The sequence below is a fragment of the Bacillus sp. K7 genome (assembly GCF_053903245.1).
The window spans coordinates 1110607-1125826 of record NZ_CP096406.1 but is presented as its reverse complement, the minus strand read 5'-3'; the positions used below and the strand labels follow the sequence as shown (position 1 = coordinate 1125826).

Sequence of the window (15220 nt, the reverse complement as noted above, 5' to 3'; positions counted from 1 at the left end):
GCTTCCCCCTTACATCAACTCAAGTGATACCCGTGTACCGCGGCCGGTCGGTTCAGCCGGATGAACGATCAGCTTTTTCGGAAGCCGTGCCCGCAGTTCCTGCACATGGCTGATCACACCGACAGACAGATTGTCTGACTGCAGTTTTTCCAAGGCTGTCACAACCGTATCCAGCAGATCTTGATCCAGAGTGCCGAACCCTTCATCTAAGAAAAAGAACTGCAGCGGGTATTCCCCGCGAAGCTGGATCTGCGCAGACAGCGCAAGAGCGAGAGAAAGCGAGGTGAGGAACGTCTCTCCTCCAGACAAGCTGGATACTGGTCGTTTGACGCCTCCATTCGCGTCATCTCGCATCACAAATCCGCCTTCTGAATCCACTTCGATGGCATAGCGCTGTCTCGTCAGCATGCCAAGTCTTGCTGATGCGTCCCTCGCAACGCTTTCAAGCTGCTCTTCAGCTAAAAATTCGACAAAGGTATTGCCTTTAAACACTGCTTGCAGCTTGTCCAGCCTGTCGATATGCGTCTGCCATTTCTTCAATTCAGCTTCAATTTCGTTAAACCGTTTATGATGGTCGCGAATGACGGCCAGCGCTTTCGCAGCCGCGCCTTTTTCTTCTATCGCAGCGCCAAATGCGTCCTCGGCTTCTTGTAATGCTGTAACGGTTTCGCTCCATTCGCCCTCTGACAAGGCACGGTCGGCAAGTATCTCTGCTACACGTTTTAAGTTTGCGGCATTCTGCTTCCTTTTATCCATAAACTGGTCGATTCTGGTTTTTATCTTGTCAAGCTCATCGGCTGGGATAAGGCTTCGCTCCACCTCTTCAGTCCGGGTAAAGCAGGTGCTTTTCGCATGCTCAAGCCAAGCGGCTTCCGCTTTTTCCAAGCTGTCCTTCGCCTCTTTCAAGGTGAGCGCGCTTGCTGAAGCGCGGCTGTTCGCCTGATTCAGCATCGTTTGGGCGCTTTGGAGTTCTTCATATAGAGATTGCTCTTTCTCCTTTAACAGCTTTAGATCCTGCTGGACAGAGCGAAGTTTGATCTCGATTGAGTCTCCTTTTGCGTAATCTCCGAGTTCGTGCTCATAATCCGCGATCACACTTTTGATGCGTTCAGCCGCATAATGAAGCTCCAGCTTTTCCCGTTCAAGCTGGTGTCCCGACTCCCGCAGCTTTTCCTTTTGTGCTTCATGCTCAGAAAGAAACGCAATGCTCTTCTCAATTCGCTTCTCGCATTCTTCTGCAGCCCGGTCTTTTTCTTCGATGGCTTGCTGCCATTTTTCCGCTTCATCCACCGATTGATCCCCAAACGCTTCGTTAAATTGTTTCATACGGCTGTCCATTGAGGACCGAAGTTCGGCGATGATGCTTTCAATGCGGTCAGCCTCTCTTTTTTCAAAACCGATTTTTTCATTAAGCTGCTCGGCCTTTTTTAAAGACTCCTGATAGGCGCTGATCATTTGAGCCATTCGTGTTTTAACAGATAGAATATCCTGCTTGACTCGCTTCCATTCTAATTGGGCAGTTTCAAAAGCTTCATACACCGGCTGATTCTCGTAAGAAGCTGCCGCTTCAAGGTTCGGTGCTTGAATCGTTTGCAAAAACGGACACTGTTCAATAAACCGCGCGGATTGTTCTTCAAGCGTGATTTTGGCTGAAAGAATCTCCTGGCTTAGAGATGCAGCTTCCGTCAAAATCACATCCGTCTGTTTGATGTCCTCTTCAAGATTGCCGTCAAGCTCATATGTTTCATGCGCTGAGGCAGATGGATCATGATAGGTTGAACCGCAGACTGGACAGGGCTTTCCAGCGGTCAGTTTTTCAGACAATTCTTTTGTAAGCAGCGCCATTCTCGCTTTTTCACGCTGCGCGTGAAGCGTTTGCTGTCTCTTTTTCCCCTGCTCTGTCATACGCGTTAACGAACGTTCCGCCTCGCACACCATATGGTACACAGTTTGTACAGCCTCATATGCCTGAATGATGTTGTTTTTTTCCGCTTCCGTCTTATGAACGAGTGTACTCTTCTCCTCATTCATCTTCTGCAGCACGAGGTTTAATGCGTCACTTCGTTTTTTCTCTTTTCTGATTTGCTCTTCAGTCTGCCTGATGCGCAATGCCATTTCTGCGGCCTGCTGGCAGCTTTTTCGCTCATCGGAAGTCACCTGCAGGGATTTGAGCTGCTGCTTCAATTCCGTCTGTCTGTTTTGCCCTCGTGACAGACGGTCTGTTACAGTCTCCAATTCATTCACGACAGATTGAAGGGACTCTTCTTTCTGCTGGAGTTCAGCCTTTTTGCGTTCTTCCTCTTGCTTGGCCTCACTCAGTTTGATTTCGATCTCCTGCAAACGGGAAAGCTGCTCCTGCTCGGTTAAAAGCTCAGGCTCTTTCTCGCTTTTATGCCTGCGCCACGCTTCATACTCTTCATGTTTTTGATGACAGAACACTGTCCGGTCTGCTAAATCCTTTTCGGCAAGCGTTTGTTCCTTTGCAGCCTTCTCCTCTTGCTGGATCGCTTCTGCGTACCGGTCCGCATAGGGCTTCAGTGCTGCGGCTGTTTCTGCTTTCAGCAGGCGTTTTTGCATGCTGTCTACGTGCGGCTGTTCTTCTTCGAGACGTCTTTTCTCTTCTTCATAAGCTGATTGTTCCTTTTGGACATTCCAAATTTCCTGATGTTCTGTAAACCGCTCTTTTGCCTGATCACGATTTTTCTTCATCGTTTCCAGCTGGGCTTCGGCTTGTTCGAGAGCCTTTTCCGCCTGCTCAACCGCTTCTGAACTCGCCTCGCCGAGACCGGACTGTTCAGCAAGCATTTCATTTTTTCTCGCGTTGGCTTCCTGTGCCTGCCGTCTCAGCTTTTTCACCAGCCGGTCTCCATACTGCTCCAAATGAAATAAACGCTGAAGCATATGCCTGCGCTCCGCTCCCTTTAAAGACAGAAATTCGGCAAATTTCCCTTGAGGCAGCACCACCGCTCTTGTAAAGTCGTCGATCGTCAGCCCCAAAAGCTCCTCCACTCTTTTATTCACTTCGCCGGCCTTATCAGCCAGCACCGTATGCTCGTCTTTGATTTCAATGAAGCGGCAAAGTGCTGTTTTCACCTTCATCTCATCGGTTCTCTTAAACACACGCTCGACTTTGTAAGAGATTTGATGGTTCGTTTGAAGCGCAAAGGTAAAGGAAACAGAAAGCGTATCTTCCGCATGGTTTAAGATGCCGTGTGTATTATTTGCCGCCCGCTCCACCTTTCCGTATAAAGCAAGCGTCATTGCGTCGAGGATAGAGGATTTGCCGCTTCCCGTCGGGCCGAAAATGCCGAAAACCCCGGCACCGGAAAGACCTTCAAAATCTATCGTCTGCTCCTCTCTAAAGCTGTGGAGCCCTTTAATGCTTAAGGCGATCGGCTTCATGTCGCATCCTCCTCTTCAACACCTGATGCCAGCTCTAAAAACAGCTTCACCATTTCTTCATCCGGCACCGCGCCGCCAGTTTGTTTTTCATAAAATGTCTTAAAGCGGTCTTCGATTGATACATGCTTGACCTCGACCCGCTCCCGGTCTTTGTTCTGTTCTTCAAAAACCGGCCTGATATGGATAAAACCCGGGTGCGCCTTCCTCAGCCTATGGATTTCTTCAAGTGACAGCTGGTCCGCCACACGGATTTCAAGGTCAATCCAGGCATTCTGGTCCCTGCCTTCATCCAGCCAGCTGTACACCTCGCTTAAGCCATTTGCCGCTTTCCACTTCACAAGCGGCTTGCCGCTCGATAATAACACCTCGTGCCAAGAGGCCTCTTCCCCCGGCTTCGCGTCCACGATCGTCACTGATTTGGCGTAGCCCGCTTCTGAAAAGCTGTAAGCGAGCGGAGAGCCTGAATAACGCGCAAGCGTCCGCGCCCGCTTGATCGTTTGCGGCCGATGCAAATGGCCGAGCGCCACATAAGCGGCATCCGCCGGCAGGCTTTCAGCAGCCACCGTATAAGCGCCGCCGACTTCAATCGGCCGCTCTGAATCCGTTTGGTTTCCGCCTGCGACATAAATATGGCTGGCGGCAACCTTCACTGCGTCGTTGCGGAACCGGCTTGTCATATGCTCAAACGCCTGCCTAATTTTCACGTCATAATGATCACGGAGCAGCTTTTCATCAAATGTATCGGAAAGCACTTCATTTAACCGCGCTTCAGATGGGTACGCCAGCGCTCCGACCGCCAAAAGCTCCCCTGCTGAAGGAACTTCAATATGAAGCGGTTCTGTCGTCGGATAGCCGATTAAATAAATGCCGTTTTCATGTGTCAGCGGTGAAGCGGCGGACAAACGGTCGGGATTATCGTGGTTTCCGGCAATGACAACGATCGGGCGCTTTCCCCTGTCGCTGAGCGCGGACAGGCTTTCATAAAACAGCTGCTCGGCTAAAGCAGGCGGGTTGACGGTATCGAACGCGTCCCCCGCCATGACAATGGCATCAACCTGCTCTTCCTTTACAATCGTATTCAATTCATCAAGCACATCGGCCTGTTCACTCAGCCTGCTTCTTCCCTCTAGCGTTTTTCCAAGATGCCAGTCCGCCGTATGTAAAATCCGCAAATGCTTTCACCTCTCTTTTTTGTATAGAAAACGAGACCCGCTCCGCCTGAATTCCCGGAGCTTACGGATCTCGTTATAATGTCAGAATGTGACCTCCGTCAAAGAAATAAAGCGCACATCCCTTTACGTTTGTGTTTGCAATTTGCTCAACTGCCTTCGTGTACAGCTGAATTTGCGTTTCATATCGTTTCTTCAAGATCGGGGCCGCCCCTTCAAAGCCGTGCTGGAATTTGCCCTCAATCCGGTCTGATTTATAGTCCAAGAGATATAAGCCGTTTTCAGTTTCATAGAGACAGTCGATAATTCCCTGCACCAAAAGCGGCTCATCCGCCTCCTGTGCATCAGGGTAGATTTCCTTGGCCGGAAGCGCCAAACTAAACGGCACTTCCCGGTCCTTCCATTTAGCGCCGATCAGCTGTCCGCCGATTTCTGTATGGAAAAATTGCACGATTTCTTCTATATCAATAGCGGCTTTTTGTTCTTCAGTGAGCAGCTCCTTTTCAAAGAGCTTATGAACCGTTTGCTCCGCTTCCTCTACTGTCGGCACATGTGTCAGCGGGATATGCTGCATCACTGTATGCATGGCCGTCCCTTTTTCGGCTGCTGTCAGGCCTTTTTTCATCATGAAAGCGGGCCGCCTGTACAGCATGCTTCCGTCAGCCGGTTTAACGGGGGCCCTGCCGCTGTATTCATCCTCGTACTCTCTTTTTCTCTTGATCTCAGAAACTGACTGCTTTGTCCGAATGTGCGTCACCTCGTGATGAGGATATGTCCAGCTCAGCTGCTCACGGGCTTTTTCATCAAACGTAAACGAGCCAGGAACTGGTTCACCACGGCGTATCGCTTCTAAACGCTCGCTTTTTTCTTCCATTCTTTCTTCCAGATCATCATCCAGCAAATCATAGGAATGGATCATACGAACGGCAAAACGAGCCGGGTGGCTTGATATGTCGGCAGGCGCTGCCATAACGTTTTCAGCCAAATCCTCTACATCTTTGTGTCTGGCAAGAGCCGGACCGATGAAATCTAAATACGTTTTTGCCTGATAACGGTCAAATTCCGGAAGAAGCCAGTCCGTTTGGGAGGCAGATGCCTGCCATTTTGCGACCTGTTTCTGATGATCCTTGCATGAGCCAATCAGAAACAGTTTTTCTTTCGCTCTCGTTAAGGCAACATAGAGAACACGCAATTCCTCTGACAATAGCTCCCTGCGCATTTTTTTCTTCATCGCAATGAGTGGCAGCGTCGGATAGCTAATGCGCAATTGCGGATGAATATACTTCGTGCCAAACCCGAGCTCCTTGTCCAGCAGGTACGATTTGTTCAAGTCCATCATGTTGAAATTCCGGCCGAGACCTGCTGCAAACACGACGGGAAATTCGAGCCCTTTGCTGCTGTGAATCGTCATTAAGCGGACAACATCCTCCTGCTCGCTGAGCGCGCGGGCCGTACCAAGATCATCGCCCCGCTCCTGCATGCGTTCGATAAACCGCAGGAAACGAAACAGGCCGCGAAATGCCGTCGATTCATATTGGCGCGCCCGGTCATAGAGAACGCGCAAATTGGCCTGGCGCTGTTTTCCGCCCGGCATCCCGCCGACATAATCCATGTATTTCGTGTCGCGGTACACTTCCCAAATCAGTTCGGATACGGAGTGGTTTTTTGAAAAGGCGCGCCATTTTTGCAGGTGAGTGTAGAATGTTTGCAGCTTTTGATAAAGCTCGTCGTTCCGGTCGCCGGCCGCCAAGTAATCTTTCATCGCTTCATAGTACGGCGCTTTTTTATTTTCAAGCCTGATCAAAGACAGCTCGTTTTCATCCGCCCCGACAATAGGTGAGCGCAACACAGAGGCCAGCGGTATATCCTGATACGGATTATCGATCACCTTCAGCACAGAAAGCGCGACGGCGACTTCGACCGCATCAAAATAACCTGACGTTAAATTGGCGTAAACCGGTATGCCCTGCGCCCTCAGCTCGTCCATGATTTGCGGCGCCCACGGCATGGAACGAAGCAAAATCACGATATCGCGGTACTGAATATTGCGGTGTGTTTTCGTTTTTCCGTCATACACCTTAAATGGCGATGAAATCAGCTTGCGAATTTCCTTGGCGATCGCTTTCGCTTCAAACTGTACCGTTTCCAGCTCTTCCGCTTCCTCGTTTGCATCCGTCTCTTCGGCGTTGTCGATCAGCAGCAGCTCCGTTTCCGTCTCATCATTGTCCGGATACGCCGCGCCAAGCTTCAGCTCAGCCTGCTCATCATAATCAACCTCACCGATTTTGCCGCCCATCAGCTGTTTAAATAAAAAGTTTGTGCTGTCTAAAATATCAGTCCGGCTTCGGAAATTTTTATTCAAGTCGATTTTCCGGCCCGTGCCTTCTCCGCTTTCTGTAAACCGTTTGTATTTGGAGAGGAAAAGAAGCGGCTCCGCCAACCTGAATCGATAAATCGACTGTTTGACATCTCCTACCATAAATAGGTTGCCTGTTTCCTCGGGTCCGCTTGTGACGAGCTGCAGGATCGATTCCTGCACTAAGTTGGTATCTTGATATTCGTCAACGAGCACCTCATGAAACTGCTCCTGATAAAATCTTGCTGCCTCGCTCGGCTTCTGTTCACCTTTATCATCCTCAGCTGTCAAAATGGATAAACAGTAATGCTCTAAATCAGAAAAATCAATGATTGATTTTTCCTGTTTCGCGGCTTCGAACCGTTTTCCAAAGTCGGTGACAAGCCGTATGAGCGTTTCAATGACAGGCTTCATCTCGGCTAAGCTTTTCAAATGCTGTTCAGGACTTCTCGTGAAGTAGTCGGTTTTAAGCTTTTCAAGCAGTTTTTTTGCACCGTTTCTCAAATCTGTCGCTTCTTCAAGGAGCGCAGGATCAAACTCGTCCCCTTTTACCGCTTTCGCGCGCTTAAAGGAGACTGCCGGCACCCGCTTATAAAGCTCATTGAAATCATCCTGGTGCTGAATCAATTCATCAATCTGCGCGAGATCATCAAGAAAATTGTCAGCGCGCGGCGCGGGACCGCCCGGCGCTTTCGTCAGCTCAAGCGCGCGCTGGAGCTTCTCCTTCGCTCCGTTAAGCACCATCGCAATATCCTCTTTGATATATTGATAAAACGGAAGCTCCTCGATGGCGCTCTTTTCCGATACATCATACAAATGAACAAAGCTTTCCAGCCATGCCTCCGGATTTGGGTGGGAACGGGAATACTCGTACACCTGTTTGACGAGAAATTGCAGGTCCAGATCATGCCGGTCTGTCGTGTAGCGGTCAACAAGCTCAAAAAACGCTTTTTCGCCCTTTGCGTATTCGTCTTCAAACAGCTCGTCCAGCACTTCATCCCCCAAAAGTTCGCCTTCTGTTTGATCAGCAATCCGAAAGCCCGGATCAAGATCGATCAAGTAGTAATATTTCTTCAGCACTTGCAGGCAAAAGGAATGCAGTGTCGAAATGCTGGCCCTGTTTAAAAGAGACAGCTGGCGTCTGATATGCAGCGAGCCTGGCCGGTTGACAAGCTCTTTTTCCAAGGCATCCGCAATCCGGTGTTTCATCTCTGCCGCTGAGGCATTTGTAAACGTCACAACGAGAAGCCGGTCCACATCAATCGGGTTTTCCTCCGCGGTGATCTTCCGGATCATTCGTTCGACGAGCACAGCGGTTTTTCCGGAGCCCGCCGCCGCTGCCACGAGAATATCCTGGCCGGTTGAAACAATGGCATTCCATTGGTCATCTGTCCAAGTGCTGTCTGCCGGTTTAGGAATGTTCATTGCCATCCGCCTCCTTTTTTATCCACTCAAGTATCGTCTTGTCCTTTTCAGCCTTTAACGGGCGATACTCGTTTTCTTCTAATGATTCATCGAATTGGCATACTGATTTGAACGAACAGTATGTGCACGGCGTCTTGTTCTTCATTTTATACGGCTCAATGGATACGCGCCCGTCGGTGATTTGTTCGCCTGCCTCTTGGAAGGTGCGGCGCACATGCTTCGTCAACAGGTCAAACTCCTTTTCGCCGACTGCCGCTGAATCCGATCTGAGAGAGCCGTCTTTCTTCAAGCCGGCGTTGATGATATTTGACCGTCCCTCTTGAAGGGTTGTATCCATGAGGCGAACCGCTTCCTGATCGCCGAGGAGCAGGCCCTTCATCTTAAATTTCTTAAAAATCTCCTGTTCAATCTCGTCAAGCCCGAGCGGGAGATTAGATTGTATCATCGGGTCATGGATATGAAAATACAGCACTCCGGCCGGCGTCGCTCTCATGCCGAGCCAGTCGGCTGAATGTGTAATTGATAAATCAAGATACGTCAGCATTTGCAGCGCCAGTCCGTAATATACTTCCGCTAAGTCAAGGCCTTTGTCGCTAGATTTATAATCGACAATCCTTAGAAGCAAACCTTTTGAGCTTTCTGCTTTATCAACACGGTCAATTCGCCCGACGAGTTCCATCGTGCAGCCGTTTTTCAGTGTAAAGGTCAGCGGCGGAAGTGGCCCTTTTCCTCCAAAGCCCAGTTCTAGCCCGATCGGCACAAATCCGCTCGCTTTCGCATGCTCGCTTAAAATGCCGGACACGCGTGTCACAATTTTTTGCAGTTTTTCCTTCACATAATAATGCCGGTTTGAGCTGAGCAGAATTTCCTTTTGCAGTTTTGGGGCCAGCCGCTCTACCGCATCATAGGAAAACAGCTCGCATTGCTCTTTTGTTAAATCGCGCCAATCCATTTTTTGCTCGCGCAGCCTGTCTGAAATCAGCTTTAAGCTGGAATGAAACAGCTGGCCGATATCCGGTGCTTCGAGCTTGAAAAATTGCCGTTCCTTGAGATGCAGCCCGTGTGAAGCAAAATGGGAGAATGGGCACGCGTTAAAGGTTTCCATTCTCGACACACTGCCCTGAATGCGTTCGCCATAGAGCTGTCTCGACACGCTGCGTTCAAGCTGCTTTACTTCATTTCGGAAAAACAGGCTTGAGAACAGCTTTTTCGATTGCAGCCTGTCCGGCTGACTCATCAGCACATTATACGTGCTCCACCAGACGTCGCTGATGTCGTATTCCCGCGTCCATAATCTGAGCTGGCTCGCGGTAAAAGACTGTGCCACACTTTTATTGACGACGTACTTAAGCTGTTCCTCATCGCTAACCTGTTCAGGTTCATTTGTCAACAGGCGCTCCATGTGCTGAGGAAACAGTTCTTCCAGCCGCTTAATGACAATCGACGGCAAAAGCGTTTTTCCTTCCGCATCGGCAATCGGATACGATACGTAAAGCCGGTCAGACGGACTGGAAAACGCCATATAAATGAGGAAATGCTCATCAAGGAGACGTTCCCGGCCACCCGAGGAAAGCTCAATCCCTATGTTTTTCAGCCATTCCCGGTCATCATCCGACAGCACCCCGTTTTCATCAGGGCGTGCCGGCAGAACGCCATCGTTTGCCCCCAGCACAAAGGTGCAGGAGGTGCCGTACATTCTGGACAAATCCATATTGCCGACAAACACCTGGTCAAGCGCAGGCGGAATAAGAGAAAATGTAAGCGACTCTGCGCCTGCTTCCATCATTTGCTGAAACAAATCAAGGGAAATCTCATCATCCCCCATCATTTCAACAAACTCTTCAAGCAGCTGAATGACGGCATCCCACGCCTGCTGATGCTGCTGCGCTTCAATGATTCTGCCGTCTTCTTCAGCACGCTGTCTTTCCTGATCCAGCTTCAGCGGCACATCCGTCTCTTCTAAATAGCGGTAGAGTGCCTCCGCCTTCTCCCGAACCGTCTTTGCTTTTTTCATTCGTTTTTGAAGCTGAAAAAGCGGCGGAACAATCCAGTCGCGTGTGTCATTCAGCATGTTTTCCATTTCGATTTCCTGATCGGTTTGCGCAAAATCATCATCCAATGACACAAAACGTCTGTAATGGAAACGGTCGCCCTTTGTCCAGCGATCGCCTTTAATCCCGTAGGCGATACAGTAATTTTCAAGCTGATCAACCTGTTCCCTCACCTTCGTTTTCGGCTCGTTAAGCGGGAATAGCAGTTCGGTTTTCACGCAGCGAAACACCGCTTCATACCGCCAATTCCCTTTCAGAACATCAATGCTCGACCGGATAAATTCGATTAACGGATGGTTCAGCATGGATGCTTTTCCGTCAATGAAATAAGGAATCTCGTAATCCGCGAAAACTTCCTTTACCATATCCTTGTAGTCTTCCGGCTGGCGCGCAAGAATTGCTATATCCTTATAGCGATACCCCTTCTCTCTGATAAGCGCGTGAATTTCCCGGGCAATGCCTTCCAGCTCAGCTCGTCTGTTTGCGGCCTGCATGACCGTAAAAGCCTCTTGTTTTTCGGCGTACGGAATGGCCGGGCGCGCTTCATACTGCGCCTCCAGATGCGCCAGTTCCGGTGTGCGCTCATGCCGCTGAGTCCCGCTTAGCTCTTTATACGCAATGTCCAGATTCAGTTCCTTCGCCTTCTGATGCAGGCGGTAATAGGTTTTTCCCGTCATTCTGAACAATTCCAGTTCATGCGGCTCCCGCTCGTATGACGGCTTGTCCGCTGTGAGCGAAAACGTGATGTGCTCTGCATGAACCATCAGCTGCTCCAACACCCTGAATTCCTGCGGTGTAAACTGATAAAAGCCGTCCACGTAGATATGCGCGCCTTTTACATCTTCAGACAGTGGGATATGCTCTGCCAGCAATGTCAAATAATCCTCGGAGTGAAGATATTGCTCTGAAAGGCTTTTTTCCATCTGCTGGTACAAAATTGATAGGTCATGAAGCTTTTCAGATAAAACACGTTCTCCGCGATACTCGGAAACCGTTCCGCTTTCCGCCATCCGGCGGATATCCTCCGGCTCCAGACAGTAACGCTTAAACTCGGTCAACATCCGTTCAACCTGTGCGGTAAATCCGCTTTTGTCACTCGCTTTTTGATAGACTTTGAACTCCTGTTTATGCTCCTCAATGAGCTTCCGCAGGAGCATCTGTACGCCTGTGCTCGTAAGAAACGGCCTGCTCATTCCCCCTGTATGCTGGAGGACGCGCCAGGCCAAACGTGAAAAGCTGAATACTTGAGCACGTATCATTCCGCCCATATCAGGCGTTTTAGCAAGCTCGTATTCCATTAAAAACGTCATTTGATCCGGGACTAGAAAAATGATCGGTTTCCCGAATGGAGCCCGGCGCAGTTCATCCTGTATGCTGTCGATGATCAGCTTCGTTTTTCCACTCCCGGACCTGCCTACTAAAAACTCTGCTCCCAAATTAGAAGACCCCTCTCTTTTTATCTCTCTATATTTTATCGAATGTTGACGAAAATGACCAATCTGATTTATTGGTAAAAACGGCCTTTTCGCATAGAAAAAGCTGATTGTTTCCCCGGTCAAACTTACCCGCCGCGGCGCAATCAGAAAACAGATTGAAGATACCAGGCGTCGTCAAGGCCGCAGCATGCAAGGCGTCCTAAAAGACAAAGAGGGTTCAACAAAGAGCCCTCTTTTCACTTAGACAGCCACACGGCGTACAAATCAATCCATCCCTCTTCATCAAGCATCAGGCCTTTCACATTCTCGCTTGATGTCACCCGCAGCACATTTTGATACAGCGGAATCGCATGAAATTCCTGTATAAGCTGGCGGTCAATGTCCTGCAGCATATGGATTCTCGAACAACGGTCAGGCACCGAAAAAAAGCGTTCTATCATTTCTTTGCATATCTGTTTCATTTTTTCAGAGAGATGCTGGCACAAAAAACTGTTCTCAGACAGCAGCAAATGCAGAAAACCAAATTCACTGTCTTGATAAAACGTCGCGCTGTCATGGATGATATCCGCCTGCTGCACGATGTCGGGCCGGCGCAGATCAGCAGAATCACAGAATTGAAGTGTAAGCCTGATGCCGTGTAGGGCGCAAATATTTTGAATCCATTCGGCGTCCTCACGATGATCCGCTTCCGAAAAGGTATACAGCACAAGCGGTTCCCCCTCGTATCCGCTCTGCTTCAGCAATTCAGAAGGTGAGAGGCCTTCCCAGTCAAAGGGACTCGAATGCAAAAAAGACGAAACCGGAATCTTGCGGTGACCTCCCGCTTCACAGACGAGCCGCTCAGAGGAAATCAGCAGGCGGAGCGCTTTTCTAAAACTATGATGCGAAAGAGGCCCCTTCTTTTTCAGATTGAGCGACAAGTATTGGACATGCCTCTCGTCAAAAACAGTTTGCTTCTCAGGCCAAGCTTGTGTTTCTTGAATGGTAAAACCGTTCATCTCTCCGGCTTGTTCAGAAAACACAAACTCCACTCGATCCAAAAAGGGCCGTCCCTTGAAGTAGCGCTCATTGGCTTCAAGCACCAGCATCCTGTCTTGATGCTGCATCACCCGAAAAGGCCCTGTTCCATTGATCCCGCCGCCCTGTTCCGCCGGCAGAATGGACAGCCGTTCATCACAAAGAACATACGGCAAAAGCGCGTTCGGCTTATCAAGCATGAGCTCCACACAATAAGGGCCTTTTTCTGAGACTTGTTTCACGCCGTGTAACAGCCACTTATACGGGTTGTCAGCCTGTGTCAAAAAGCGCTGAAATGTAAACGCAACATCCCGCGCTGTCAACGGCTGTCCGTTATGAAAAAACACGCCCTTTCGAAGAAATAATCTCCACCGTTTTTCCCCTGCCTTTTCCCATCCATGAACCAAATGGGGCTTTGGCTCCTGTACAGCCGGATCAAAAGTGAGCAGTGTATCAAATATTTGTTTGACAAAATGCCCCTCTGACCGCAAAAAGATGCGGCACGGGTCCAGGCTGCTGACAGCTTCAGGAGCGATGAACAGCCGGAGCACATCTTTTTCTCCATCCCCGCCGGTCTCTGTCACAAAGCCGAACACCTCGGAAAACCACCTGTCATATTCGTTTTGAAGCCCGGGAAAGGAGGACTGATACTGCTGAATCAGTTCCTTCGCCTTTTTTAGCTTGCCAGCCATTGTATATTCCTTTGCGGTTTGAAAAAGCAGTTCCTCAGGCCGTCGCAGAAACGCGATTTGGGATTTGCGGCCGCGTCCCGCTCCGCTTTCTCGTTCAATCCAATTCTTCTTCTCCAGCTTGTGTAATATAAGCTTTGCATTTCTTTCTGTACAGCATAGACTGTCAGCCATCTCAGTGAGCGTCATTTCATTCATTTGCCCATATGCAGCGTGTCCAGTTTTTACAAGTGCCACGTAGTGGTCGATCAGCTTCACTCCCCGCACACCTCCCGACAAAAGGGGAAACTTTTTCTCTTCTTTTCTTCACTTTTTGGGGCGCCTTCCCTTCTATACACTACTACTATATCAAAACGCGAAAGGCGGCGAACACATGTTATCCAGCTTTCAATCTATTAAATCGAGATACACCGCTCCCGTTTGGCTCCGCTTTTTCGGTGAGATGCTGACAAGCCTGACAGGTGCAATGATGGGCCCTTTTATGGTGCTGTATTTGCATGAACAATTAAACGGGAGTGTCATGATTCCCATGTTGATCATCAGCCTTCAGCCATTTGCCGATATTTGCCTGACGCTCGTTGCAGGACGGGTGACGGACCGGCTTGGGCGGCGCACCGCGATCCTGATCGCATTGCTTCTGCAATCAGCCGCCATGACGGGGTTTGTGTTTGCTGAGCATGCGTATGTTTTCGCCATCCTCTATGTCATGAATGGTATCGGGAGATCATTGTACATTCCCGCCTCCCGCGCCCAAATTGCCGAAAGCACGCCGGAAAGCAGACGTTCAGAAGTGTTTGCGGTCATCAATGTGATCTATTCAGCCGGCCTGACGGCAGGGCCTGTGCTGGGAGTGCTGCTGTACAATCATAACCCCGTGTGGATATTCGCTTTAGATGCCGCGGCATTGTTCATCTATTTTCTGATCGCCGCATTGAAACTGCCGGAAACAAAGCCGACCATAACAGCTGGTGCATCGGCGTTTTCCGCGAGCTTTACGATATACAGGCCTGTACTGCTTCTTTTGCTGCTTTCTCTCCCCATCAGCATGTTATATGCGCAAACAGAAACAACTTACAGGCTGTTCAGCAAAAACATGTTTTCCGACTATCTATCCATGCTGACCATTTATTCGGCAGCCAAAGCTCTATTCAGCTTTGTTCTCCAAGTTCCCCTTGTCAAAGGAACCGAAAAGCTTTCAATGAAAACGATCCTTTTGATTACTTATATTTGTTATTCCCTTGCAGCCGCCGGCTTCGCAAGCTCAACCTCCGTGACAATGCTTTTGGTGACGGCAGCTGTGATGACGGTTGGCGAAAGCATCGGATTAACCCACATCCAGACGTTTATTTCGAAATTGGCACCGCCTCATCTGCTCGGCCGATTTTATGCGGTATACGGCCTGCATTGGGATATCTCCCGCTCAATCGGCCCCCTGGCAGGAGGGCTGATCCTGACTTCGTTTGGCGGAGAAGTGATTTTTTACACTCTGGCCGTGTGTTTGCTGGCAACAGGTTTATGCCTGACTTACACAATAGAGAGGCTCGAGCAGAAGGCCATAAGAAAAGCGAATGGATAATAGAAAATAATTCATCATTTCTTTATCAACAAAAATATACTATAGTAATCATACATTCACTACATGAACAATCGGAGTGTTACGCGAAAAGGAAGAAGG

6 protein-coding genes are annotated in these 15220 nt (G+C 49.4%); 1 reads left to right on the top strand and 5 read right to left on the bottom strand.

The window, feature by feature from the left end; translation table 11 throughout:
• Positions 1-9 precede the first annotated feature (9 nt).
• The 5 genes from sbcC to M1D98_RS05585 all read right to left on the bottom strand — a co-directional run bounded on the left by sbcC (position 10) and on the right by M1D98_RS05585 (position 13803).
• Positions 10-3402, bottom strand: coding sequence for an exonuclease subunit SbcC (sbcC, locus tag M1D98_RS05605; protein ID WP_456280080.1), 3393 nt, complete (start codon positions 3400-3402; stop codon positions 10-12).
• A complete protein-coding gene (gene sbcD / locus M1D98_RS05600) occupies positions 3399-4574 on the bottom strand; it encodes an exonuclease subunit SbcD (RefSeq protein WP_010329300.1) in 1176 nt (391 codons plus the stop codon). Before sbcD ends, sbcC begins: the two co-directional genes overlap by 4 nt.
• A 73-nt stretch (positions 4575-4647) precedes the next feature.
• Positions 4648-8352, bottom strand: a complete 3705-nt coding sequence (addA, locus tag M1D98_RS05595; RefSeq protein WP_435576790.1) for a helicase-exonuclease AddAB subunit AddA — start codon at positions 8350-8352, stop codon at positions 4648-4650.
• Positions 8339-11839 (bottom strand): helicase-exonuclease AddAB subunit AddB, encoded by a 3501-nt coding sequence (gene addB / locus M1D98_RS05590; protein ID WP_456280079.1) that lies wholly within the window; start codon positions 11837-11839, stop codon positions 8339-8341. Before addB ends, addA begins: the two co-directional genes overlap by 14 nt.
• Positions 11840-12075: 236 nt before the next feature.
• Positions 12076-13803 carry an ABC transporter substrate-binding protein gene (locus tag M1D98_RS05585; RefSeq protein ID WP_456280078.1) on the bottom strand — a complete coding sequence of 576 codons (1728 nt, stop codon included), beginning with the start codon at positions 13801-13803 and terminating at the stop codon, positions 12076-12078.
• A gap of 115 nt (positions 13804-13918) precedes the next feature.
• On the opposite strand from M1D98_RS05585, the gene M1D98_RS05580 reads away from it, so the two are divergent.
• Entirely contained in the window at positions 13919-15121 is a 1203-nt protein-coding gene (locus M1D98_RS05580) for an MDR family MFS transporter (RefSeq protein ID WP_268551673.1), read from the top strand.
• Positions 15122-15220: the final 99 nt, after the last annotated feature.

Bases quoted from the DNA above. Each gene is read 5' to 3' on its own strand.
- sbcC (WP_456280080.1), bottom strand. From the start codon at position 3,402: ATGAAGCCGATCGCCTTAAGCATTAAAGGGCTCCACAGCTTTAGAGAG.
- addA (WP_435576790.1), bottom strand. From the start codon at position 8,352: ATGAACATTCCTAAACCGGCAGACAGCACTTGGACAGATGACCAATGG.
- M1D98_RS05580 (WP_268551673.1), top strand. From the start codon at position 13,919: ATGTTATCCAGCTTTCAATCTATTAAATCGAGATACACCGCTCCCGTT.